We start from the raw sequence: 23129 nt of genomic DNA, 5'->3' as shown, positions 1-23129 counted from the left end.
CCCTTATCAATGTCCGCTCGCCTCCGGCCCCGCCTTCGCCGCAAACGGCGGTTTGGCCAGCCACACCAGCAGAATCAAGCCCATAAAGCCCCAGCCCAGCAGCGTGAAGTAATCCACGGTGGAGAGCATGTACGCCTGGCTGGTCAGCAGGTGGTCAAGCTGCGCATACGCCGGATTGCCCGCCCCGCCCAGCGTATTCAGCGTGTCCCGGGTTGCCGGATCAAACGTGCTGAGGCTTTCGCTCAGGTAAGCGTGATGCTGATCGGCGCGACGGATCCAGATCCAGGTGGTCAGCGATGCCGCAAAACTGCCGCCCAGGGTCCGCAGGAATGTTGCCAGCCCCGCGCCGTCGGCGATCTGATGCGGTGGCAGGTCCGACATCAGAATGCTCAGGGTCGGCATGAAGAACAGCGCTACGCCAATCCCCATGAACAACTGCACCAGTGCCACGTGTTGGAAGTCCACCTCATTGGTGAAGCCGGCGCGCATGAAGCAGCTCAGGCCAATTGCCAGGAACGCCAGCCCGGCCAGCAGCCGCAGGTCGAACCGGTGCGCGTACTTGCCGACAAAGGGCGACATCAGCACCGGCAGAATACCGATCGGCGCCACTGCCAATCCGGCCCAGGTCGCGGTGTAGCCCATCTGGGTTTGCAGCCACTGCGGCAGAATCAGGTTGATACCAAAGAACCCGGCGTAACCGAAGACCAACACGATGGTGCCGATGCGGAAGTTGCGATAGGCAAACAGCCGCAGATTCACCACCGGGTGCTTGTCGGTCATCTCCCAGATCACGAACACCGCCAGCGCAATCACCGAAATAGCCGCACCGATAATGATGAAGTTCGACTCGAACCAGTCCAGGTCATTGCCTTTGTCGAGGATGATCTGCAACGCGCCGACACCAATGATCAGGGTCAACAGACCGATGTAATCCATCGGCTGACGACTGATGACCACCGGACGCTCCTTGAGCTGCTGCTTGACCACCATCACCGCGAACACGCCAATCGGCACGTTGATGAAGAAAATCCACGGCCAACTATAACTGTCGGTAATCCAGCCACCGAGTATGGGACCGGCAATCGGTGCGACCACCGTGACCATCGCCAATAACGCCAGGGCCATCCCCCGTTTCGCCGGCGGATAAACCGCAATCAGCAGCGTCTGGGTCATCGGATACAACGGCCCCGCCACCAACCCTTGCACCACGCGGAAGCCGACCAGTTCGGGCATCGAGGTCGAGATACCGCAGAGGAACGACGCCAGCACGAAGAGAATGGTCGCCCACAGAAACAGCTTCACTTCGCCAAAACGCCGACTCAACCAACCGGTCAGCGGCAGCGCGATGGCGTTGCTCACGGCGAACGAGGTGATGACCCAGGTGCCCTGCTCCGAACTCACGCCCAGGTTGCCGGAAATAGTCGGCAAGGCCACGTTGGCGATGGTGGTGTCGAGCACCTGCATGAAGGTCGCCAGCGACAGGCCAATGGTGCTGAGCACCAGGCTGGGCGGTTTGAAAGACGCGTTAGTACTCATCGCGAATCCTTTGAAACGAGGCAGTCGCTGCGACCGTTACGGCCGCAGCTGAGGGATTGGCGAATCAGCGTTGAGCGGTTTTGGCCGCCAGTGAGCTGTTGTCGTGGATCAAGCGGCTAATCATTGCGTCGGCCTCGGCCAACTGACGGTCGTAGACGTTGGTGCTGAACGAAGCTTTTTGTGGCGATTGCTGCGCCAGCACCGGACCGCTCTGGTCGCGCAGGTTAACGTTGACCATCGTCGACAGACCGACCCGCAACGGGTGCTGGGCCAGTTGCTCGGCGTTGATGTGAATCCGCACCGGCACCCGCTGAACGATCTTGATCCAGTTACCGGTCGCGTTTTGCGCCGGCAGCAAGGCAAACGCACTGCCGGTCCCGGCGCCCAGGCTGTCGATGGTGCCGTTGTATTTCACTTCGCTGCCATAGAGGTCGGCTTCGATGTCTACCGGCTGACCGATGCGCATGTCACGCAGCTGGGTTTCCTTGAAGTTGGCGTCGATCCACAGTTGATCCAGCGGGATCACCGCCATCAGCGCAGTCCCCGGCTGGACCCGCTGGCCCAGCTGGACGGTGCGCTTGGCCACATAACCGGTGACCGGCGCGATCAGCGTGCTGCGGGCGTTGGTCAGGTAAGCCTGGCGCACTTGCGCAGCGGCGGCCTGGACGTCCGGGTGGGACGAAACCACCGTGTCATCGACCAGCGCGCTGGTGGTGGCGAGTTGCTGCTGGGCATTGGCCAGGGCGTTTTGCGCCGAGGTCAGGTCATCCCGTGCGTGGGACAGTTCTTCCTGGGAAATCGCCCCGCCCGCCGCCAGATTCTTCCGGCGATTGAAGTTGTCCTGAGCCTTCTGCACTTCGGCTTTCTGGGCGTTGACCTGGGCTTTCATGCCGTCAACGTTACTGTACAGGCCGCGCACCTGGCGCACGGTGCGGGCCAGATTGGCTTGTGCACTTTGCAGGCCGACTTGCGCGTCGTTCGGGTCGAAGTTGACCAGCACCTGGCCTTCGTGGACCAGATCGCCATCGTCTGCACCGATGCTGACAACCGTGCCGGTGACCAGCGGCGTGATTTCCACCACGTTGCCATTGACGTAGGCATCGTCGGTGCTTTCGCTCCAGCGTCCGTAGAGTTCGTGCCAACCCCAGACACCCAGGCAGCCAACAATCACCAGGACCGTCAGCACCAGCAGCATGAATTTGCGTTTGCCTGGATTGCCCGCGTCTTGGGCGCTTTCAGGCGTTGGGTTGTTTTCGATAGTGGCCATGACAAGTACCTTGAATTATTGATTCAGCGTGGCAGGCGCTGCGGATGGGGTGGCCGTGGCCAGGGTGTCGGCTTGAAAGCCGCCGCCCAGTGCCTGCATCAGTTGAATCGACAGATCGATCTGCTCGGCATTCAGGTTCGCCAACTGACGCTGGGCCTGGAGCAATTGCTGCTCGATGCTGAGCACGTCCAGGTAGTTACCGATGCCGGATCCGTAACGCTGGACCACCGTGTTGTAAGAATCCTGGGCAATGTCGGTGGCGTGTTGCTGCGCACCAATCTGCCGACCGATGTCACGCAACTGGGAAATCGTGTCGCTGACATCCCCCAAGGCTTTCACCAGCGTCTTGTTGTACTGCGCAACGGCGAGGTCGTAGTCGGCGTCGCGTGCATCGAGGTTGGCGCGCAAGCGGCCGCCATCGAAGATCGGCAACGACACGGTGGGCATAATGTTGAAGAAGCGACTCGCCGAGCCGAACATCGCGTCACCCAACAACGATTCGGTACCGGCGGCGGCGCTCAGGTTGAGGTTCGGGTAGAACTTTGTCTTGCCGGCGTCGATGCTTTTGCTCGCTGCCTCGACCCGCCAGCGCGCGGCGATCAGGTCTGGGCGACGACCGAGCAACTCGGCCGGCAACGTCGATGGCAACGCCACGGCGCTGGCCTGAAGGACTTTCGGTCGGGCAATCTCATTACCACGATCCGGGCCTTTGCCGAGCAGCACGGCCAGGGCGATTTTCGCGCTCTGCAGGGTCTTTTCAGCGTCGATCAACGTCGCTTCGGAGCTGGCTTCCAGGCTTTCGGTTTGCTGATACTGGTATTGGCTATCGATGCCGGAGCTCAGTCGGCGCTTGCTCAGATCGAGCATTTGCCGGGTGCGCTTGAGGTCGTCGTTAGCCAGGTCATAAACGATATGGGCCTGCCCCAGGTTGCTGTAGGCGCGGGCGACGTCGGCCGACAAGGTCAGTTGCGCGGCTTGCTGATCGACTTCAGCCGCGCGGGCCTGGCCCAGCGCCGCTTCCCAGTTGGCACGCTGACCGCCCCAAAGGTCGAAGGTGTAATTGAAGCTGGCACCGATGCTGCGCACCGTGGCGTAGTTGCCGCCCGCTCCGGTCGGGTCCTTGTCACGCGCCAGGCGCGAGCGGCTGACACTGGCGCTGGCGTCGAGGGTCGGCATCCGCGCGGCATCGGCGGCATAAGCGGCGGCGCTGGCCTGGTGGGCACGGGCGTCGGCGATCTGCATGTCCGGGCTGTCGTGCAGGGCTTCGCGGATCAGGCCGTCGAGCTGCGGGTCGCCAAGGCTTTTCCACCAGTCGCTTTTTGGCCAGGCCGCCGGCGACAGGCTGACACCGTTGAGGGACTGCCCGGCCTTGAGGGTTTTCGCATCGAGGCTCACGCCTTGGGTGTTCAGGCCGCTGTAGCTGGCACACCCGGCCAGGCTCATGGCCAACAGCACCAGGCTGACGCGAGTACGCAAGGTTTTACTGCTCATTTGTCACCTACCCGCAGCACGGTGATCGGATCACCGGCCGCCAGCAAAATTTTCTTCAGGATCTGCTCCAGGGTTTTCAACTCTTCTGGAGTGATGGCGCCTGCCAGTTCGTTCATCGCCTCGGCACCGATATGCGGCAGACGGTCGGCCAGCTTCTGGCCTTCCCCGGTCAGTACCAGCCGTACCTGACGGCGGTCGCCTTCGCAGCGTTGGCGGGAGAGAAAACCCTTCTGTTCCAGACGATCGAGCATGCGGGTCATCGAACCGCTGTCCAGTGACAGGTGCCGGCACAGCTCAGCCGGGGTATCGACGCCAAACTGGGCCATGATGATCAGCACCTTGAACTGCGCTGCGGTGATGCCATGGGGTTCCATGTGCGTATCGATGATTCGGTCCTTGAGCAGCGCGGCGCGCCCGAGCAAGAGACCGAGGTGGCAATTCTGGAATTCGTCTGGCGTGAAATGTTTCATCTGACCACCCATTAGCTGCCTAGGCAGGGAAAGTATGTCCAGATATTACTGCTTAGGCAGCGAATGTCAACGCAATAGTTAGGAAGCTTTGTAATTAGCTGATAAATGGCGGGAATAAGATCGCAATCATTGTGGCGAGGGGGCTTGTCGAAACGCCGCACCGCCCCGTTCGGGTGCGCAGCAGCCGTCGATATCAAAATCGACGTGTGCCTGAACGAATGTGATTGCAGATTTGGGGCAAGCCCCCTCGCCACAGGGAGCGGCCCCAATCGGGGGCGGGCTTAGAAATCCCGTTTGTAGAAGATATCCAGCGAACTGGCGATGCCGCTGGCGGCTTCCAGGTAGACCATTTTGCTCAGTTTGTAGCGCAAGGCGATGGTGTTGGCCGGTTCGAATACGCCGACGCCGTAACGCAAACTGAGTTTCTCGGAGAGGTTGCCGCTGGCCACCACGCTGGTGGTGGTGCCGCTGCCCTGGGTGTCGAGCTGGAAGTCCTGAATGCCCAGATCCTTGGCCAGACTGCCGGTCAGATCGGAACTGCCCATCAAGCCCAGTCCCAACGCAGCTTGAGCCAGCATGTTGTTGTCTTCGCCGTTGCTGGTCAGCGGACGCCCGAGCACCAGATAGGACAATGCCTGTTCCTGGCTCATCGCCGGTTCCGAGAAGATCTGCGTGGTCGGCTGCTCGGCGCTGCCGCTCAGGCGAATACCGGCGATCACGTCGTCGGTCTGGCGCACCGCTTCGATGTCCAGATACGGCTGATCGATGGGCCCGGCGAACAGCAGCCGCGCTCGCCGTACCGTCAGGCGCTGGCCGTACGCACGATAACGGCCATCGTTGAGCCAGAGCTCGCCGCGGGTGTCCATGTTGTCACCGATGTGCACATGACCTTGCAGGTTCGCCGTCAGGCCGAACCCGGTAAAGCTGAGCTTGTCCTCACCAACCGCCACATCGATGTCCATCGCCATGGCCATCGGCGGTTTGCCCGCTTCGGTCTGGTGACCGACGATCACCGTGTCATCGGAGACCTTGACCGTTGATGGCGGCAACTCACGCACGGTGATTTCGCCCTTGGGCACCTGCACCTTGCCGACAATCGCCAGTTTGTCGTTGTTGATCGAGATTTTCAGGTCCGGCGCCACTTCCAGCACGGCGTACGGCTCGACCGTGACCGGCAGTTGTGTGCCTTTGAGGCTCAGATCCACCACCAACGCCTGACCCCAGGCAACATGCCCGTTCAAGCTGCCCTGCCCGGCCTTGCCGCTTTTCCAGCCGCCGTTGAGTTGCACGCTCTCACCGGCAATCTGCGCCTGAAGCTGCAACGCTTCGAATCGCGTCGGCAGCTGTGGGCCAGAGATTTCACCGTCACTGAGGGTCAGGTTGCCATTGACCTGCGGCGCCAGCAGCCCGCCCGACAAACTGCCGCTGCCATTCAAGCGCCCGGTCAGTTTCTCGACCATCGGCACAAACGGTCGCGCCACCGACAGGTCCAGACCGCTCAAACGGAATGAGCCGCTCAGCGGTTTGCTCTTGGGTAATGGATTGATCTGCGCCTGCACCATCAGCTCGCCCAACTTGCCACCGACAAAGTCGAGCTGCGTGTCGATGCGTTTCGGGGTCAGGGTGCTGGTCAGTTTCAGCGTCTGGTAAGGGAAATCCAGCCACTGATCCTTTTCCTTCATGCGCAGCGTACCGCCGCTGGCATCGACCATGATCTGGCCTTTCGGGCCGCTGACCGGCAGGTCGAGTTGCACATCGGCATTGAGCTTGCCGTGCCAGGCAAAATCTTTCGGCAGCCATTGCGCGAGGCTGTCGATCGGAAACTGCTTGAGGTGGTAACGCAGCTTCGGTTCGGGCATCAGCCGCTGGTCTTCGCCGCACAGGCTGGCCTGCCCGGACATCCAGCAATGCGCGCCGAAGGTCAGCTTGCCGTCGGCCAGGCGTTCGATTCTTGCCGGATTTTGCAGCTTCCAGTCCTGGCCGCCAGCCTGTATGTCGCCACTGGCCAAACGGCCGCGCCAATTGCCTTTATCCAGATTGCCGTCGAGGCCCAGCGCCAGTTTCAGTTGCGGGCCCAGCAGGTCCAGTTGCAGCTTCTGGCTTTTGATATCGCCCTGGCCGCTGGCGGTCAGCGTGCCCAGTTGAGTGTCGCCGGCCTGAATGCCGCTGCCCTTGAGGTCGATCTTCGCCCGTTGCGCGCTGTCGAGACTGGCGTCGAGGTTCAGGCTTTGCAGGCGATTGTCGTCGAACGCCAACTGCACGCCTTGCAGGCTGAGTTTGCCTTGCGGTGCCTTGAGGTTGCCGGCGACGTCGACCCGACCGTTGAGCTGACCGCGCAACTGCGGCCAGAGCTGGCCGAGACGTGGTGCCTTGATGTCGATCTGGCCGGCGAGTTTCTGTTGCAGACTGCCGCTGCCATCGATGCGGTTATCGCCCAGACGAATGTGCAGCGCGCTGAGGTTCCAGCGCTCGCCCGCGCCATCGGCCTTGGCTTGCAAGACGGCCGGCTGACCGCGCAGCTTGCCCTTGAGGTCGAGATCGGCGTTGAGGCTCAGTTGTTCGTTTTTCATTTCACCCTTGCTGCGCAACGGACCGGCGAGGGTCCCCGGTAGCTCCGCCAGCCAGTACGCCGGGTTGATCGCCGACAAATCCAGCGCAGTATCCCAGGCAATGCCATCGGCGAACTGCAGGTTCAAATGCCCTTCGGCCTTGCCCTGCCCTGCCGCCAGTTTGAATTCCGGCAGGAAGATTTTCGTCAGGTCGCCGCTGAACGGACTGCTCAGGCTGAACGCTCCGGCCGGACCATCCAGCGCCGCCTTGAAGTTGCCCAGGTAGTTGCCGTCGCGGTAGGACACTTGACCATTGAAGCTGCGCAGCGCCACCTGGGGTTCGGCGATCAGCGGGTACAACCGATGCCACGGGAAGTCCAGCCAATCGATTTTCGCCTCGGCACTCAGCCCCTCGGACCAATCGAGCTGGCCGCTCAGCTTGAGGTTTTGCGTGTCATTGGCGCTCAGATCGAGCCCGGCGATCTGCGCGCCCTTGGCGTCGACCTTGCCTTGCAGCAGCAACGCGACCGGGCCCTGCTCCGCTGGCAATGTCGCTTTGCCGAGCAACTGATAACCGCTTTTCAGGTCACCGTTGCCGGTCAGTTCCAGCTGATTGAGCTGCAAGGTGTCCGGCAAATCCGCGCTGGCCTTGAAGCCATCGGCGGTAATCCGCACCTTGGCCGGCAGGTTTTCCACCAGCGGTTGCAACTCACCCGTCAGTTGACCTTGCAGGTAACCGCTGCTGTCGGCGCGCAGGTTCAGGGTTTTCAACAAATCGCCGTCGACTTTCAGCGCCAGCGTCCACGGTGCTTTACCCGGTGCCGGCAAGGTCAGCTTGCCTTCGGCGCTGAGCGGCCAGTTGCCGGTTGGTTGCAGCAGCCCGGACAAATCCAGGCTGAGGTCGTCGCGTTGCAGATGCACAGAGTCGATCTGCAAGCCCTTGGTCGTCCAGTGCGCGGCCAGTTGCAGGTCTTTGAGCTGCTCGCTTCCGTTGAGCAACAGGCTGCCGATCTGCACCTCGCCCAACTGGATCGCCACCGGCAATTTCAACTCGGGCAGGCTGATCGGCCCGCTGCTGGCTTCGCTGCTCGGAGCAAATTGCAGAATGACTTGCTCAGCCTTCAATTGCTCGATGCACAGGGTCATGCGCAGCAGGCACAGTGGCGACCAGGCGAACAATGGCTTGTTCAGCTCGACCCGACTGCCCGTTTGCTGCCAGAGCAAGTGATCGGCACTCCATTGGCCGCCCAGGCGACCCTGGAAATTCTCCACGCTCAAACCCGGCACCTGGCCCAGCGTCCAACGGCTGCCCGCTGGTGTACCGAGCAAGGCGCCGATGCTCAGCAACAGCAACGCCACCAGCGAGAGCATCGCCAGCAGCGCTATTTTCAAACCACGCTTCACAGCTCAGGCCCCATGGAAAAGTGCAAACGAATACCACCGGGATCATCCAGCGCATGGGCCAGGTCGAGGCGGATCGGCCCGACCGGAGAAACCCAGCGCACGCCGACGCCGACCCCGGTCTTGAGGCTCGGCAGGTCCAGCGTGTTAAACGAGTTGCCCTGATCGACAAAGGTTGCGATACGCCATTTTTCGGCGATGGAATATTGATACTCGACGCTGCCAGCCACCATGTAACGCCCACCCACGCGCTCGCCAGCGGAGTTTTCCGGTGACAGGCTCTGATAGTCGTAACCGCGCACGCTCTGATCGCCACCGGCAAAGAAGCGCAATGACGGCGGTATGGTTCGATAACCATTGGTGGCACTGCCACCTAACTGTGCACGAGCGAGGAACCGATGGTTGTCCCACACCGTGGTGATGCCTTTGACCAATGCAGTGCCATACACCACGTTATTGTCCGAACCCACCCCTTGCTTGGCCACCTTGCTCTCGAACTGCAAGCGGTAACCGTTGTGCGGGTCGATGCGGTTGTCACTGCGCAGATAGGAATAACTGATGCCGGGCATCAACAAGGTACTCAGGCCCGAATCGTCGCCCAGGCGATATTCCTCGCGCTGCCATTTCAACGAGATCACCCGCTGCCAGCCGCTGGGCAATTTGCTGTGCCATTCAGGGCCTACGGTCAGCAATTTGCTCAGGCTGTCAGTGTTGGCCAGTTCTTCATTTTGATAACCACCGGCAAAGCGCAGTTTGTCGGTGAGTGGCGGGTCCAATGGCACGTCATACCAGAGGCCGACGTTCTGCCGTGGCGCCGAGACTTCCGCTTCCCAGCCATAACTGTGGCCTTCGGCGTTGACCCAGTGCCGGGTCCAGTTGGCCTTGGCCCGCGGCCCGACGTCCGTCGAAAAGCCCAGCCCCAGACCCATGGTGCGCGGTTTGCGCGTGTCGAGTTTGACCGCCACCGGAATCACATCATTGGCCGCAGCGGTCGGCGCCGCATCCACCCGCACCGCGTCGAAGTAGCCGCTCGATTGCAACGCCTGATTGAGTTCGGCGATCAGTTCGGAGTCATACGGTGCGCCGCTCTTGAACGGCACCATGCGTTGCAGCAGGTCTTCGTCGAACGGTGTATCGCCGGTGAAATTGACCTTGCCCAGGGCATAACGCGGGCCACTGTCGTAAATCAGTTCGATGTCGGCGACACCAGCCCGAGGATCGACCAACAGTTTCTGGCTGGTAAAGCGTCCACTGAAAAAGCCGAAGCGCGAAGCCTGATTCTGGATCAGCCGCTTGGCGTCTTCGTAATGGCCGTGATTAAGCACAGCACCGGATTTGAGCAGGTCGCTCTTGGGCACACGAAAGGATTTGAGGCTCGCGGCCGGGCCGTCGACACGAATGGTCACGTTGCGCAAATGCACCGGTTCGCCGGGGTCGATGTTCAACACCAACGTTGGCGACTTGCCGTTTTTGACTTCGCTTTCTATATGAGGCTGGTAGTAACCCAAGGCCTGGGCGGCCTTGCGGGCCTGCTCTTCGGCGCCACGACGAAAGCGCAACAAGGCTTCCTCATCGCGATCGCCGAGGCCGCCGATATAGCCCTCTATATTGGCCTTCAGTTCATCGTTGGACGGTTTGATCCTGACGTCCAATTCACTTTGCGCCAGGGCCGCTACACTGCTGAACAGCATGAGCAAACCGCTGGTAAATCTTCCTGGAAACTTCATAGGCGCGGATGCTATCACGAGCGTGGGGGCGTGATAGAGCGAACAATCTGAACAATAATTCGATCTCAACCCGTTGCGCTGTGCAACACCTGCGGATTGGCGTGGAAAAACACGTGTTCGAGAACAGGCCCTACAGCGACCTCGCCAATCTCTTCATAACCCTGCCGCTTATAGAACTCCAGATAACGCGGATTCCCAGTGTCGAGTACTACACCTTGGGAATGCTCGTCGACGGCGCACCAGTTATGCACGGCTGTAAGCAACTGCTCGCCGAAGTGCCGACCTTGAAACTCCGGATGAATCCCCAGCAACGGCAAGACATGCACCGAGTCCGATGGCAGGCAGGCCGCCACCGCCGCGTGATACTCCAGATAACGCCGGGTGCAACGCAACCCGGCGCTCAGCACCATCCGCAGGCGCCAGGCCCAACTTTCGGTGATGCCCAGACGACGTTGCGGCGGCGCGATCAGCGCAATGCCGATCAACCGGTCATTGATCAGCAGACCGATCGCCGGCAATTCCTGCACAAAATGCTGTTCGACCAGTTCCCGTATCGTGGCTCGCACCCGGTGTTCATAGCCAGGGCGTTCAGCCTCGAACAGGTACTTGAAGACTGGCTCGTGTCGATAGGCGTGGTACAGCAAGGAGCGAGCTTCGTGCGAATAGCCACTGTCGAGCCGGTGGACATCAGCAATGGCAGTTGAGGTTTCAGGCATGACGGTCTATCTCCCCTGAGCGGGGCTAAAATGGCCCCGTTCTTATAAGTACGAACCCGCTACAAAGCTGATCGTTCCCACACTAAAGGACATTAGCAGTGCATCTGCCCTACTGCCATGCTGGCTGACTTCGTACATGTCAGCTAGCATCGCACTTTTGCTAGGACTGCCGACCATGAAGATCGTCTCGTTCAACATCAATGGCCTGCGCGCTCGCCCCCATCAACTGGCGGCACTGATCGAGAAGCACCAGCCGGACGTCATCGGCTTGCAGGAAACCAAGGTCGATGACGTCCAGTTCCCGCTCGCCGAGCTTGAGGCGCTGGGCTATCACGTGAGCTTCCACGGCCAGAAAGGTCATTACGGCGTCGCCCTTATGTCACGTCAGGCACCGCTCGCGTTGCATAAGGGCTTTGCCAGCGACGAAGAAGACGCCCAGCGCCGCTTCATCTGGGGCACGTTCGCCGATGCCAACGGCGTACCGGTGACGATCATGAACGGCTATTTCCCACAGGGTGAAAGCCGCGACCACCCGACCAAGTTCCCGGCCAAGGAGCGCTTCTACAACGACTTGCAGACGCTGCTCGAAACCCAGTTCAGCAATGACCAGCCGCTGGTGGTGATGGGCGATGTGAACATTTCCCCGGAAGACTGCGACATCGGTATCGGCCCGGACAACATGAAGCGCTGGCTGAAAACCGGGAAATGCAGCTTCTTGCCGGAAGAGCGCGAGTGGATGGCCCGTTTGAAGAACTGGGGCCTGGTGGACAGCTTCCGCCACCTGAACCCGGACGTAACGGATCGCTTCAGCTGGTTCGACTACCGCAGCCGTGGCTTTGAAGACGAGCCCAAGCGCGGCCTGCGCATCGACTTGATCCTCGCCTCCCAAGGGCTGCTGCCACGGGTCAAGGCAGCCGGTGTCGACTACGAACTGCGCGGCATGGAAAAACCTTCGGACCATGCGCCGATCTGGCTTGAGCTGAGCTGATCGCTGCGATCGTTCCCACGCAGTGGGAACGATCATTGCGTCGTCATATTTCAGCAACCTTTCTGTCTTATTCTCCCGACACTTCCTGTGACCTTGAAAGGTGTCGGCTCGATGCTGCGCGTCCTGTTACCGCTGCTGCTCTGCGGTTTGCTTCCGCTCTCTGCCACCGCCGCTGAGCTGCCGATACCCGAGCATGGCCCTGCCCTGCGCATTCAAGGCTCCAACACCATCGGTGCGACCCTCGGCCCGGCGCTGGTCAAAGGGTTGTTGCTGGAACAAGGGTTGCTGAAGGTCCATAGCGAAGTCTCGGACAGAGACAACGAACAGCAAATTGTCGGCCAGACGGCCCAGGGTCGGCGGGTGGTCGTGGACATCGCCGCCCACGGCTCCAGCACCGGGTTCGCCGCACTGAAAAACGCCAGCGCCGACCTGGCGGCGTCTTCGCGCCCGATCAAGGACAGCGAACTGGTCGACCTCGAAACCCTCGGCGACCTGAAAAGCCCGAACGCCGAGCAAGTCATCGCCATCGACGGCCTGGCGATCATCCTGCACCCGAAAAACCCGCTGACGCAGCTGAACACCGAACAACTGGCTCGGATTTTCAGCGGTGAAGTGAAAACCTGGGAAGAACTCGGTGGCACCGGTGGCCCGCTGAACCTCTACGCCCGGGATGACCATTCGGGCACCTATGACACCTTCAAGGAACTGCTGCTGAGCCATCGCGGGAAAGCGCTGGCCGGTTCGGCAAAACGCTTCGAATCCAGCGAGCAACTGTCCGATGCGGTCAGCCAGGACCCGCAAGGCATCGGCTTCATCGGCTTGCCTTACGTGCGTCAGGCCAAGGCTGTGGCGATTGTCGATGGCAACTCACAGCCGATGTTGCCGCTCAACAGCCTGATCGCCACCGAGGACTATCCGCTGTCGCGTCGGTTGTATTTCTATTTGCCGCCTGATGGCCAGAACCCCTGGGCCGACGCGCTGGTGAAATTCGCCCAGAGCAGCAAGGGTCAGGCGATTGTTGCCGCCAATGGTTTTATCGCGCAGACCGTGCAAGCCATGAACGTCGCGCCGAACCCGCAGATGCCTGACGACTACCGGGCAATCATTGATCATGCACAACGACTCACGGTGAATTTTCGCTTCGAAGAAGGCAGCGCCAACCTGGACAACAAGGCCCGACAGGACCTGTCGCGGGTGCTCGACTATTTAAAGCAGCACGACAAGCTGAACAAACAGGTAACACTGGTTGGCTTCGGCGATGCCAAGACCGATTCGCAACGGGCCGCCCTGCTATCGAGGCTGCGTGCCATGGCCGTGCGCCGCGAGCTGGTGAAAAGTGGTGTGGTGTTTCGCGAGATTCGTGGCTTTGGAGACGAAATGCCGGTGGCGGCCAACAGCGCCGATGAAGGACGGATCAAGAATCGCCGGGTGGAAGTCTGGGTTTACTGACAGCCGCGCTCACTCTGGCGATTCAGGCTTGCGCAATAAATAGGTGTCCATGATCCAGCCGTTGGCCAACCGCGCGGCTTTCCTGACCCGCGTTATCTCTTGCGCAACGTCTTTGAGCTTGCCGGAAATAAGAATTTCATCCGGCGTGCCAAGGTAGGCGCCCCAGTAAATCTGTTGCTCCTGATCGGCCATCTGCAGGTAGGAATCTTCTGCATCGAGCATCACCACCAGGCTGTCGGCGTCGCTGACCTGGCCCGCAGCCAGCCGGCGGCCGGTGGTAATTTCAATGGAGCGCCCAATGCGATTCAGCGGCACCTTGTGCTGCGCCGCCAAGGCCTGGACGCTGCTGATGCCGGGAATCACCTCGAAGGTGAAGGTACAACGACCGGACTCGAGGATCGCCTGCAAGATCCGCAGGGTGCTGTCGTACAACGCCGGATCGCCCCACACCAGAAACGCCGCACACTCATCGTCCGTCATCTCTTCGTTGATCAAGCGCTCGAAGATCTGTTGCTTATCGCGGTTCAGATCGACAACGCTGGCGCTGTAGTCCACATCGCCACGCACCCGCTCGGGGCTGTCGGCCTCGACGAAGCGATAAGCCGGATCGGTGATATAGCGCTCGCAGATTTCCCGCCGCAGGTCGATCAGCTTGTCCTTGCTCTGCCCCTTGTCCATCAGAAAGAACACATCGACCCGGTTCAACGCGTTGACCGCCTGCATGGTGATGTATTCGGGATTGCCGGCACCAATGCCAATGACCAGTAGCTGCTTCATGGATGCTTCACCTCGCTGTGCATCATGGTGTCTAACGGCTCATCCGTAGATAAACGCACCAATTTCCTACACGAACTAAAGCACTAGCGTACAGCATCAGGCGAAACCCACGCAGGCCTTGTCGGACAAGACTTTCGCCCCACTTTAGTGCTTTTCAGGCACATGAAAAAATTCACTAGACATGTAGCATAAATTACATAAATACTGATTTAACGGATTATGAAATAAAAGCAACACACCCCTCTAGCAGGAGCTCGGATGCCCTCACTCAGAGACCGGATCACCGATCCCGGCCTGGACCTCACGCCGTCGGAACGCAAAGTCATACGTGCATTGCTGGACCAGTACCCGCGCAACGGGCTGGGCCCGATGTCACGCCTGTCCGAGCATGCCGGCGTCAGCGATCCGACCATCGTGCGCCTGGTGAAAAAACTCGGCTTCGGTGGCTATGCCGATTTTCAGGACGCACTGCTCAGCGACATGGATCACCGGCTGCGCTCGCCCAGTGCACTGTTGCAACCGCGTTCGCACCTCAAGCAAGACGATGTCTGGACCCATTACCTGGCGGACAGTCACCGCGCCCTGCTCGAAACCCAGGCCCTGACCCAGCCCGAAGATGTGCGCATCCTGGCCGAATGGCTGCTGGATACACGGCATCAAGTGCATTGCTTCGGCGGACGCTTCAGCAGTTTCCTCGCCCACTACCTGCTCAATCATTTGCGCCTGTTGCGTGCAGGCTGCTTTGCCCTGGAAGACAACGCGCAACTGCCCGATCGGCTGTTCGATGTGCAACGCCAGGACGTAGTGCTGGTGTTCGACTATCGACGCTATCAATCCCAGGCTCTGCGCGTTGCCAGCGCGGCCAGGAACCGGCATGCGCGCGTCGTGCTGTTCACCGATATCTACGCCTCGCCGCTGCGCGAGATGGCGGATCTGGTGATCACTGCGCCCGTAGAGTCGGCGTCGGCCTTCGACACCCTGGTGCCGGCGCTGGCCCAGGTCGAGGCCTTGATTGCCTGCCTGACGCCGCGTTGCCCGGATCTCGCCGAGCGACTCGAAGGCATCGATGCACTACGAAGCGATTTCACCACTCACCTGCTGGAGGAAAAATAAGGATGTTTATGCTCCCCCATCACTCGCCCCGTGACTTGCCGTTTGCTACCGACCACACCGCGTTGCTGCTGGTGGACATGCAACGCGCCTGGCTTGAGCCGCAGTTCGACCCGCATCTGCAAGGGCCCGACGCCAAGTACTTCCTCGAGCGCACCCGCCAACAGGTGATTCCCAACCAGCTCAGGCTGTTGGCCGCCGTGCGCACGGCTCGGCAGAACGTTCTACACACGCTCATCGAAAGCCTCACCGCCGACGGTCGAGACCGCTCGCTGGACCACAAACTGTCGGACATGCACCTGCCAAAAGGCAGCCCGCACGCCGCCATCATTGAAGAACTGACACCAGCCGAAAACGAAATCGTCTTGCCCAAGACCTCCTCCGGGGTCTTCAACTCGACCAACATCGACTACGTGCTGCGCAACCTGCAAACCCGCCATCTGATCATCGCCGGCATCGTCACCGACCAGTGCGTCGACATGGCCGTGCGCGATGCGGCTGATCGCGGCTATCTGGTAACACTGGTAGAAGACGCTTGCGCGACCTACACCGAGCAACGCCATCTGGCGTGCCTGAACGCGATCAAGGGTTATTGCTGGATCACCGACACGCAGACCGTGCTCGACCGTTTGCAGGCGTTGCAGGCATGAGCCGCGCCAACAGCAGTGAGCCCCTGACGCCCGTGGCCATGACCACCATCGTCACCACCGACCTGATCGGCGTGACCCGCGGCCGCTCGTTTCCCAGCGATGAACTCGAACACTACAAAGCCGCCGGTTGCGGTTGGGTCCCGGCCAACAGCGCGCTGACCCCGCAGGACATCATCGCCTCCAGCAACCCGTGGGGTGCCTACGGTGACTTGCGGCTGATCCCCGACCTGGCCAGCCGGGTGACGGTCAACAACGGTCCCGATGCCAGTGCGCCGGCCCTGGATTTCATCCATGGCGACATTTGCGAAACCGATGGCCGTCCATGGGCGGCCTGCCCGCGAACGCTGCTACGCAACGAAGTACAGCGTTACCACGATGAGCTGGGACTGCAGATCACGTCGGCCTTCGAGCACGAATTCAACCTCACCACCGACAGCGCCCAGGCCGAGCATCTGGCGTTTTCGCTGGAGGCCCAGCGTCAGGGCGCAGCGTTCGGCGGCTGGCTGCTCAGCGCCTTGCGCGCAGGCGGGGTCGAGCCGGAAATGTTCCTGCCCGAATATGGCAAACACCAATACGAAATCACCTGCCGGCCAACCCAGGGCGTCGCGGCGGCCGACCGCGCGGTCAATGTGCGCGAGATCACCCGTGAGATCGCCCGGCAAATGGGCCTGAACCTGAGCTTTGCACCCAAGACGTCCGAGCACGCGGTATGCAACGGCGTGCACCTGCACCTGAGCCTGCACGACCTGTCCGGCGATCCGGTGTTGTACGACGCCGGGACCGCGAATGGCCTGTCGACCCTCGGCCAGCACTGGTCCGCAGGCGTGTTGCACTACTTGCCGGCCCTCTGCGCGTTGACCGCACCGACCCCGATTTCCTATGAGCGCCTGCAACCGCATCACTGGAGCGCGTCGTACGCGTGCCTGGGCCAACGCAACCGCGAGGCCTCGCTGCGGATCTGCCCGACCGTGAGCCTGGGCGGCAAATCCGAAGCCGCGCAATACAACCTCGAATTCCGCGCCATGGACGCCACGGCCTCCCCGCATCTGGCGCTGGCCGCCGTGCTGATTGCCGGCCGACTGGGCATCGAGCAACGCCTGGCGTTGAACGCGATAACCGATGAAGTCCCGGATTCGCTGAATGAAGAACAACGCCAGCGCCGCGGCATCGTCGCCCTGCCCGCGTCACTCGCGCAGGCCCTGAGCCACTTGCGGGGCAGCGAGGCCTTGCTTGAAGCCTTGCCAAGCGCCTTGCTCGACACTTACTTCGCCGTCAAAACCGAGGAACTTGCCTTGACCCAACACCTGTCGCCCGCCCAACTCTGTGAGCACTATGCACGCCTCTACTGAGTCCGCCGAGTTCGGGTTTTACACCGAGCCGGCGTACAGCCTGAGCCGGGAAGCGTCCGAGCACCCGCTGATTCTGGTGTGTGAACATGCCAGCCGCTACATCCCGACGGCCTTGAACGATTTGGGGTTGAGCAGCGAAGCCGCGCACGAGCACATTGCCTGGGACATCGGCGCGCTGGCGCTCGCCGAAAGCCTGTCCAAAGCCCTCGGCGCGACCCTGCTGGCGGCCAACTACTCGCGTCTGCTGATCGACCTCAACCGTCCGTTGCAGGCGCCGGACAGCATCCCGGCCAAGAGCGAAATTTACCCGGTGCCGGGCAATCAGAACCTCAACGAAGCGACCCGCGACTACCGCCGCGAGTGCCTGTTCACACCGTTTCACACACGCCTTCACCATCTGATCGATGCCCGCCTGGCCGAAGGCCGCACGGTGCGGGTGGTGGGCATTCACAGCTTCACGCCGATCTACTTCGGCCAACCTCGAGCGCTGGAAGCCGGCGTGCTGTATGGGCAGGCCGAGGAGTATGCGAACCGGCTGATCGACGGGTTGGCCAGGCATCCATTGCGGGTTGCCGGCAATCAGCCCTACAAAATCAATCCGGCGAGCGACATGACAGTGCCGGTTCACGGCGACGCCCGTGGCATCGACTCGGTGCTGATCGAGGTGCGTAACGACCTGTTGCGCAATCGGCTGGCGGTCCAGACCTGGAGCGATTATCTGGCGCCGTTGCTGTAGAACCGAAACCTCAAACGAACCGTTTCAAGCTGAAAAAACACAGATGGTTGTACCGGTAAAACAACGATACCAAACGCTATAGCGTGTTTTTACCTGCCTGGTTCAAACACATTGCCGTAGTGGCTCACAAGGAGAACCGCTTCATGGAAATAGAAGAATTCGGCTACAAGCAAGAGTTGAAACGCAGCCTGTCGCTGACCGATCTGGTGGTTTACGGGATGATTTTCATGATCCCCATCGCCCCGTTCGGCGTATACGGCTACGTCAACCAGGAGGCGCCCGGCATGGTGCCGCTGGCCTACATCATCGGCATGGTGGCGATGCTGTTCACCGCCTTGAGTTACGGCAGCATGGCGCGGGCCTTCCCGATCGCCGGCTCGGTCTACTCCTATGCTCAACGCGGGCTGCACCCGCATGTCGGGTTTATCGCCGGCTGGCTGATGCTGCTCGATTACCTGCTGATCCCGCCGCTGCTCTATGTGTATGCGGCAATGGCGCTGAATCACCTGTACCCGGACATTCCCAAGGTCGGTTTCATCCTCGCCTTCCTGGTCAGTGCGACCTTCGTCAACCTGCGGGGAATCACCTTTACCGCACGGATGAACATCATCTTTCTGCTGGCGCAACTGGTGGTGCTGGGGATCTTCCTGTTCTACGCCTGGACCGCCTTGCACGGTGGCGCCGGTAACGGCCAGCTGACCCTGGCGCCGCTGTACAACCCTGAACACTTCAACTTCGCGCTGCTGATGCAAGCAGTGTCGATTGCGGTGTTGTCGTTCTTAGGCTTCGATGCGATTTCGACCCTGGCCGAAGAGATCAAGGGCGATCCGGGCCGCAGCGTCGGCAAAGCCGCGTTGATCACGCTGGTGGTCATGGGGGTGATTTTTGTCGTGCAGACCTGGCTCGCCACGGACCTGGCCGCCGGCATGGGCTTCAAGTCCGCCGATACCGCGTTCTATGAAATTGCCGAAATTGCTGCCGGCAGCTGGCTGGCGACTGTCACCGGTGTGGCCACGGCACTGGCCTGGGGCGTGGCGGTAGCGATCACCTCGCAAGCCGCGGTATCGCGCTTGCTATTTGGCATGGCACGCGACGGCAAACTGCCCAAAGTACTGGCCAAAGTCCATCCGAAACACAACACCCCGTACATCAGCATTTACCTGGTGGCGGTGCTGTCGCTGCTGATCTGCTACCTGTTCATCAACTCGGTGGACACCCTGACATCATTGGTCAACTTCGGGGCCCTGAGCGGCTTCATGCTGCTGCACCTGACGGTGATCAACTACTACTGGCGTCGGCAGAAGTCCGGCCAGTTCATCCGTCATCTGGTCTGCCCGGTGATCGGTTTCGTCATCGTCAGCGCCATCCTCTACAACATGGGTGTCGATGCGCAAAAGCTCGGCGGTATCTGGATTGCAGCGGGCCTGGTCTATCTGTTTTTCCTCAACAGAATCGGCGCCAGCGCTGTGTTGCCGGACCCTTCCAACAGTTAGAAAAGGTCAGCATTTAAAACGTCGAGCGGTCGCTGACAGGGATTAGCCGACCGCCGTTGTAGTGCGTGGAAACCGACAGTGATAGTCAAGCCTGATGCCCGGTATCAGGCCCTTTGATACAGGAGTACATCCATGCTGGCCTTACGCCCAGTTCAGTTATCCGACCTGCCTCAGTTGCAACAACTTGCGCGCGACAGCCTGGTGGGTGTCACCTCGTTGCCGGACGACACCGAGCGCCTGCGCCAGAAGATTCTCGCATCCTGCGCATCGTTTGCCAGTGACGTGAAGAGCCAGGGGCCGGAGAACTATTTCTTCGTGCTGGAAGATCTGGCCAGTCAACGGCTGCTGGGCTGTTCGGAAGTCCTCGCGACCGCCGGTTTCAACGAGCCCTTCTACAGCCTGCGCAACCGCCCGTTCACCAGTGAGTCGCGCGAGCTGAACATTCATCACGGGGTGCCGGCGCTGTCGTTATGCCAGGACCTCAGCGCCCATACCTTGCTGCGCGGTTTTCACATCAACACCGAGCTTGAACGCACGCCCTCCTCGGAAATGCTTTCACGGGCCCGACTGATGTTCATCGCCGCCCATCCGCAACGCTTTTCCGACGCCGTGATTACCGAAATCGTCGGCTATAGCAGCGACACGGGTGAATCGCCATTCTGGGATGCGCTGGGCAAGCACTTTTTCGACCTGCCCTACGTCGAGGCCGAACGTCTCTGCGGCTTGCAGAACCGAAGCTTTCTCGCCGAGTTGATGCCGCACTACCCGATCTACGTGCCGATGCTGCCGCAAAGCGCTCAGGCGTGTATTGGCCGGATTCATCCGGATGGCCAGGAAGCCTTCGACATCCTTGAGCGTGAAGGCTTCGAGACCAACAGCTACATCGACCTCTTCGATGGTGGGCCAACGCTGTTTGCGCGCACCCCGAGCATTCGTTCGATCGCCCAGACCCGCACGACCGTTGCCCGCCTGAGTTCACACAGCGGCGGCAAGACGCCGTACCTGCTGAGCAATGACGCGCTGGAAAACTACCGGGCAATTGTCGCCGAGCTGGACTGGAGCGCAGACGAACCCGTCCTGCTCGACGCCACTCAGCTCGATGCCTTGCAACTGGACAATGGCGGCCCGATTCGGCTGATTGCGCTATGAAGCAGGTCTTCCGCGCTCAAGGAGCTCCATCATGATCGTGCGCCCGGTTCAAATGACCGACCTGCCTGCGTTACTGGCGCTGGCACGCAGCGCCGGCCCGGGGTTCACCTCGCTGCCGGCCAACGAAGAACGTCTGACCCTGCGCGTACGCTGGGCGCAGCGGACCTTTGCCGGTCAGGTTGAACGGGCCGACGCCGACTACCTGTTCGTGCTCGAAGACGACGATCAGCAAGTGATCGGCGTCAGCGCCCTGGCAGGTGCCGTCGGGCTGCGCGAACCCTGGTACAACTACCGCGTCGGGTTGACGGTCAACACCTCGGCGGACCTGGGAATCCGTCGACAAATTCCGACCTTGTTCCTCAACAACGAAATGACCGGCCAATCGGAAATCTGCTCGTTGTTCCTGCGCCCAGATCAGCGCCAGGGCCATAACGGCCGCCTGCTGTCGGTGGCGCGGTTGCTGTTTGTTGCCGAGTTCCCGCACTTGTTCGGCGAAAAACTGATCGCCGAACTGCGCGGCAGCGCCGACGAGCAAGGCTGCTCGCCGTTCTGGGACAGCCTGGGTCGACATTTTTTCAAAATGGATTTCAGCCACGCCGATCACCTGTCCGGGCTCGGCAACAAGTCGTTCATCGCCGAGCTGATGCCACGTCAGCCGCTATACACCTGCATGCTCACCGAGCAAGCCCAGGCGGTAATCGGCAAGGCTCATCAAAACGCCGAACCGGCGCGCAGAATCCTCTGCAACGAAGGCTTTGCCCATAAGGGTTACATCGACATTTTCGACGGCGGCCCGGTCATCGAAGCCCAAGTCTCGAAAATCCGTGCCGTGCGCAACAGCCAGTCTCTGGACCTGATGGTCGGCACACCTGACGACAACGCGCCGCTCTGGCTGATCCATAACCAGCGCCTGGAAAACTGCCGGATCACCGCCGCCCGCGCCCGACTGGTCGGCAACAGCTTGCTGGTCGATCGCCTGACCGCCAAGCGCCTGCAATTGCAAGCTGGCAGCTCGGTACGCGCCGTGCCGTTGCTCAAGCAACAACAGCAGGCGGTTGCCGCATAACGTGCCAGACAAACAGCAAAAAACCCGCACATGGCGGGCTTTCTGCTTGATGGGGTCAAATCCTTTTGTCAGTTCAATCTGCGCTTCAGGATGTGAGTAATTCGTGAAAAGCCTGTCGCAGGATCGAGAAAAAGACAGACTGCACTGAACACTCTATTTAACTGATGCCGAAACAGGTTCTGGCAACCGCCGCCCAAGCACATCCAGCAGATCACAACCGTCACGCAACGGAATGGCGCACAGCAAGGCGAATTCGTTGAGGATCACCGAATCGCTGGCAATTTCGCCACGCATGGCCAGGTTCTCCAGCACTTGAGTCACCGCACGAATGCGATAACGGGCAGCGTCGAGCAGGATATCGAGTGGTGCATGGGTGTCGACGAACAGGGTCGGCATGTCGGAGCAGTTGCTGGTGAGGGCCATGTAGCGGTTGGAAGGATGGGAGGTTGGCGGGACGTAGGGTGGATTGGGGGTGTAGGTGTTCATTTTTGTGACTCCTAACGTATGGGTTGAAGCCGCCAGACATCACTTCCACGCAATAGGTGGCGGCTGTACGCAGGTGTGGAAGACCGGGACGTTAGGCACCCGGCGCGCTCGAAAGCGCCCCGCGCACAGCCACCATAAAACTCAGACGATAAAAAACGCCGAACTGGTGGCGCTTTGTGCGCCTAACGATAGAAGGGCTTCCACACCCTGTCACTGAATTTGCAGTGACAGCCCAAGACTATCGATGAAGCCCATCACGCACCAGTTCATGCACACCGCCACAGCATGCGGGAAATCTCCGACAAGTTCGCCCGGAAACTTCATCGATTGAGTGGCCGCCATCGCAGCATCGGAATTTACACAACATTGAAATGCCACGCAGGACTACGCCCGTAGCAGCTGTCGAGCCTGCTAGGCTGCGTTCGGCCGCGCAGCGGTCGTAAAACCAGACACCGCTTTCGTTCGGGAAAACCGTGTTCCCAGGATTTGCGAGGACTTCGTCCTCGAACGCAGCCTCGCAGGCTCGACAGCTGCTACGGACATCACCCACCACAACGAAATGATGCACCCGCCCCCACCACTCAACAGGCCGAGCGTTAGCTCGCCTGCAGCTGTTGATCTTGATCCACCCGCCCCTTCGGAAGGCCGAGTGGAGGTGTTCATCAGGGGGTGGGCGCGCAGCGCCGTACGGCGCAGCCGGACACATCGAGAGGAGGTCG

At 60.7% G+C, this 23129-nt stretch carries 18 protein-coding genes; 9 read left to right on the top strand and 9 right to left on the bottom strand.

Annotation, left to right across the window (positions count from 1 at the left end):
- Positions 1-6: 6 nt before the first annotated feature.
- The 7 genes from AC1RJ3_RS28285 to AC1RJ3_RS28255 form a co-directional block, all read right to left on the bottom strand.
- Complete coding sequence (locus AC1RJ3_RS28285; protein WP_347927084.1) at positions 7-1536, bottom strand: DHA2 family efflux MFS transporter permease subunit; 1530 nt, start codon at positions 1534-1536, stop codon at positions 7-9.
- 64 nt (positions 1537-1600) lie between these two features.
- On the bottom strand, positions 1601-2803 hold the full coding sequence (locus AC1RJ3_RS28280) for an HlyD family secretion protein (RefSeq protein WP_103317218.1): 1203 nt from the start codon (positions 2801-2803) through the stop codon (positions 1601-1603).
- Positions 2804-2818: 15 nt separating this feature from the next.
- Positions 2819-4294 (bottom strand): efflux transporter outer membrane subunit, encoded by a 1476-nt coding sequence (locus AC1RJ3_RS28275; protein ID WP_493081749.1) that lies wholly within the window; start codon positions 4292-4294, stop codon positions 2819-2821.
- Positions 4291-4764, bottom strand: a complete 474-nt coding sequence (locus AC1RJ3_RS28270) for a MarR family winged helix-turn-helix transcriptional regulator (RefSeq protein WP_054598367.1) — start codon at positions 4762-4764, stop codon at positions 4291-4293. The genes AC1RJ3_RS28275 and AC1RJ3_RS28270 overlap by 4 nt, the downstream gene beginning before the upstream one ends.
- A 281-nt stretch (positions 4765-5045) precedes the next feature.
- Positions 5046-8717 carry a translocation/assembly module TamB domain-containing protein gene (locus AC1RJ3_RS28265; protein ID WP_493081747.1) on the bottom strand — a complete coding sequence of 1224 codons (3672 nt, stop codon included), beginning with the start codon at positions 8715-8717 and terminating at the stop codon, positions 5046-5048.
- Complete coding sequence (locus AC1RJ3_RS28260) at positions 8714-10441, bottom strand: autotransporter assembly complex protein TamA (RefSeq protein WP_493081745.1); 1728 nt, start codon at positions 10439-10441, stop codon at positions 8714-8716. The genes AC1RJ3_RS28265 and AC1RJ3_RS28260 overlap by 4 nt, the downstream gene beginning before the upstream one ends.
- A 65-nt stretch (positions 10442-10506) precedes the next feature.
- Positions 10507-11157, bottom strand: a complete 651-nt coding sequence (locus AC1RJ3_RS28255) for a GNAT family N-acetyltransferase (protein ID WP_054597871.1) — start codon at positions 11155-11157, stop codon at positions 10507-10509.
- 175 nt (positions 11158-11332) lie between these two features.
- On the opposite strand from AC1RJ3_RS28255, the gene xthA reads away from it, so the two are divergent.
- Together xthA and AC1RJ3_RS28245 are read left to right on the top strand one after the other, a co-directional pair.
- Positions 11333-12145 (top strand): exodeoxyribonuclease III, encoded by an 813-nt coding sequence (gene xthA / locus AC1RJ3_RS28250; RefSeq protein ID WP_103317224.1) that lies wholly within the window; start codon positions 11333-11335, stop codon positions 12143-12145.
- 111 nt (positions 12146-12256) lie between these two features.
- Complete coding sequence (locus AC1RJ3_RS28245; RefSeq protein WP_493081742.1) at positions 12257-13594, top strand: substrate-binding domain-containing protein; 1338 nt, start codon at positions 12257-12259, stop codon at positions 13592-13594.
- Positions 13595-13603: 9 nt separating this feature from the next.
- Here the strand turns inward: AC1RJ3_RS28245 and cobF are convergent, their stop codons facing one another.
- The gene (gene cobF / locus AC1RJ3_RS28240; RefSeq protein ID WP_493081740.1) at positions 13604-14371 is read right to left on the bottom strand and encodes a precorrin-6A synthase (deacetylating); all 768 of its coding nucleotides are present in this window, start codon (positions 14369-14371) and stop codon (positions 13604-13606) included.
- A 258-nt stretch (positions 14372-14629) separates the two neighbouring features.
- Here cobF and AC1RJ3_RS28235 point away from each other — a divergent pair, with 258 nt between their 5' ends.
- The 7 genes from AC1RJ3_RS28235 to astA all read left to right on the top strand — a co-directional run bounded on the left by AC1RJ3_RS28235 (position 14630) and on the right by astA (position 21924).
- On the top strand, positions 14630-15484 hold the full coding sequence (locus AC1RJ3_RS28235; protein ID WP_054597875.1) for a MurR/RpiR family transcriptional regulator: 855 nt from the start codon (positions 14630-14632) through the stop codon (positions 15482-15484).
- Between the two features lie 2 nt (positions 15485-15486).
- Complete coding sequence (locus tag AC1RJ3_RS28230) at positions 15487-16131, top strand: cysteine hydrolase family protein (protein ID WP_347927090.1); 645 nt, start codon at positions 15487-15489, stop codon at positions 16129-16131.
- Complete coding sequence (locus tag AC1RJ3_RS28225) at positions 16128-17480, top strand: type I glutamate--ammonia ligase (protein ID WP_493081737.1); 1353 nt, start codon at positions 16128-16130, stop codon at positions 17478-17480. Before AC1RJ3_RS28230 ends, AC1RJ3_RS28225 begins: the two co-directional genes overlap by 4 nt.
- Positions 17464-18216 (top strand): N-formylglutamate amidohydrolase, encoded by a 753-nt coding sequence (locus AC1RJ3_RS28220; RefSeq protein WP_493081735.1) that lies wholly within the window; start codon positions 17464-17466, stop codon positions 18214-18216. Before AC1RJ3_RS28225 ends, AC1RJ3_RS28220 begins: the two co-directional genes overlap by 17 nt.
- Before the next feature lie 143 nt (positions 18217-18359).
- Complete coding sequence (locus AC1RJ3_RS28215; RefSeq protein ID WP_493081733.1) at positions 18360-19709, top strand: APC family permease; 1350 nt, start codon at positions 18360-18362, stop codon at positions 19707-19709.
- Between the two features lie 132 nt (positions 19710-19841).
- Entirely contained in the window at positions 19842-20858 is a 1017-nt protein-coding gene (locus AC1RJ3_RS28210; RefSeq protein ID WP_493081731.1) for an arginine N-succinyltransferase, read from the top strand.
- A 31-nt stretch (positions 20859-20889) separates the two neighbouring features.
- Positions 20890-21924 (top strand): arginine N-succinyltransferase, encoded by a 1035-nt coding sequence (gene astA / locus AC1RJ3_RS28205; RefSeq protein WP_493081729.1) that lies wholly within the window; start codon positions 20890-20892, stop codon positions 21922-21924.
- 153 nt (positions 21925-22077) lie between these two features.
- Here astA and AC1RJ3_RS28200 read toward each other — a convergent pair whose 3' ends face one another.
- Positions 22078-22410 carry a hypothetical protein gene (locus tag AC1RJ3_RS28200; protein ID WP_493081727.1) on the bottom strand — a complete coding sequence of 111 codons (333 nt, stop codon included), beginning with the start codon at positions 22408-22410 and terminating at the stop codon, positions 22078-22080.
- Between the last annotated feature and the right edge of the window lie 719 nt (positions 22411-23129).

It is taken from the genome of Pseudomonas sp. GW822-FHT04C11, from assembly GCF_058800905.1.
Note: the sequence above shows the minus strand (reverse complement) of the source record. Positions and strands in the feature narration are given on the sequence as shown.

What these genes read in the sequence shown, in the direction of transcription:
- AC1RJ3_RS28285 (WP_347927084.1), bottom strand. Translation starts at nt 1,536, where the DNA reads ATGAGTACTAACGCGTCTTTCAAACCGCCCAGCCTGGTGCTCAGCACC.
- AC1RJ3_RS28280 (WP_103317218.1), bottom strand. Translation starts at nt 2,803, where the DNA reads ATGGCCACTATCGAAAACAACCCAACGCCTGAAAGCGCCCAAGACGCG.
- AC1RJ3_RS28275 (WP_493081749.1), bottom strand. Translation starts at nt 4,294, where the DNA reads ATGAGCAGTAAAACCTTGCGTACTCGCGTCAGCCTGGTGCTGTTGGCC.
- AC1RJ3_RS28270 (WP_054598367.1), bottom strand. Translation starts at nt 4,764, where the DNA reads ATGAAACATTTCACGCCAGACGAATTCCAGAATTGCCACCTCGGTCTC.
- AC1RJ3_RS28260 (WP_493081745.1), bottom strand. Translation starts at nt 10,441, where the DNA reads ATGAAGTTTCCAGGAAGATTTACCAGCGGTTTGCTCATGCTGTTCAGC.
- AC1RJ3_RS28255 (WP_054597871.1), bottom strand. Translation starts at nt 11,157, where the DNA reads ATGCCTGAAACCTCAACTGCCATTGCTGATGTCCACCGGCTCGACAGT.
- xthA (WP_103317224.1), top strand. Translation starts at nt 11,333, where the DNA reads ATGAAGATCGTCTCGTTCAACATCAATGGCCTGCGCGCTCGCCCCCAT.
- AC1RJ3_RS28245 (WP_493081742.1), top strand. Translation starts at nt 12,257, where the DNA reads ATGCTGCGCGTCCTGTTACCGCTGCTGCTCTGCGGTTTGCTTCCGCTC.
- cobF (WP_493081740.1), bottom strand. Translation starts at nt 14,371, where the DNA reads ATGAAGCAGCTACTGGTCATTGGCATTGGTGCCGGCAATCCCGAATAC.
- AC1RJ3_RS28235 (WP_054597875.1), top strand. Translation starts at nt 14,630, where the DNA reads ATGCCCTCACTCAGAGACCGGATCACCGATCCCGGCCTGGACCTCACG.
- AC1RJ3_RS28230 (WP_347927090.1), top strand. Translation starts at nt 15,487, where the DNA reads ATGTTTATGCTCCCCCATCACTCGCCCCGTGACTTGCCGTTTGCTACC.
- AC1RJ3_RS28225 (WP_493081737.1), top strand. Translation starts at nt 16,128, where the DNA reads ATGAGCCGCGCCAACAGCAGTGAGCCCCTGACGCCCGTGGCCATGACC.
- AC1RJ3_RS28220 (WP_493081735.1), top strand. Translation starts at nt 17,464, where the DNA reads ATGCACGCCTCTACTGAGTCCGCCGAGTTCGGGTTTTACACCGAGCCG.
- AC1RJ3_RS28215 (WP_493081733.1), top strand. Translation starts at nt 18,360, where the DNA reads ATGGAAATAGAAGAATTCGGCTACAAGCAAGAGTTGAAACGCAGCCTG.
- AC1RJ3_RS28210 (WP_493081731.1), top strand. Translation starts at nt 19,842, where the DNA reads ATGCTGGCCTTACGCCCAGTTCAGTTATCCGACCTGCCTCAGTTGCAA.
- astA (WP_493081729.1), top strand. Translation starts at nt 20,890, where the DNA reads ATGATCGTGCGCCCGGTTCAAATGACCGACCTGCCTGCGTTACTGGCG.
- AC1RJ3_RS28200 (WP_493081727.1), bottom strand. Translation starts at nt 22,410, where the DNA reads ATGAACACCTACACCCCCAATCCACCCTACGTCCCGCCAACCTCCCAT.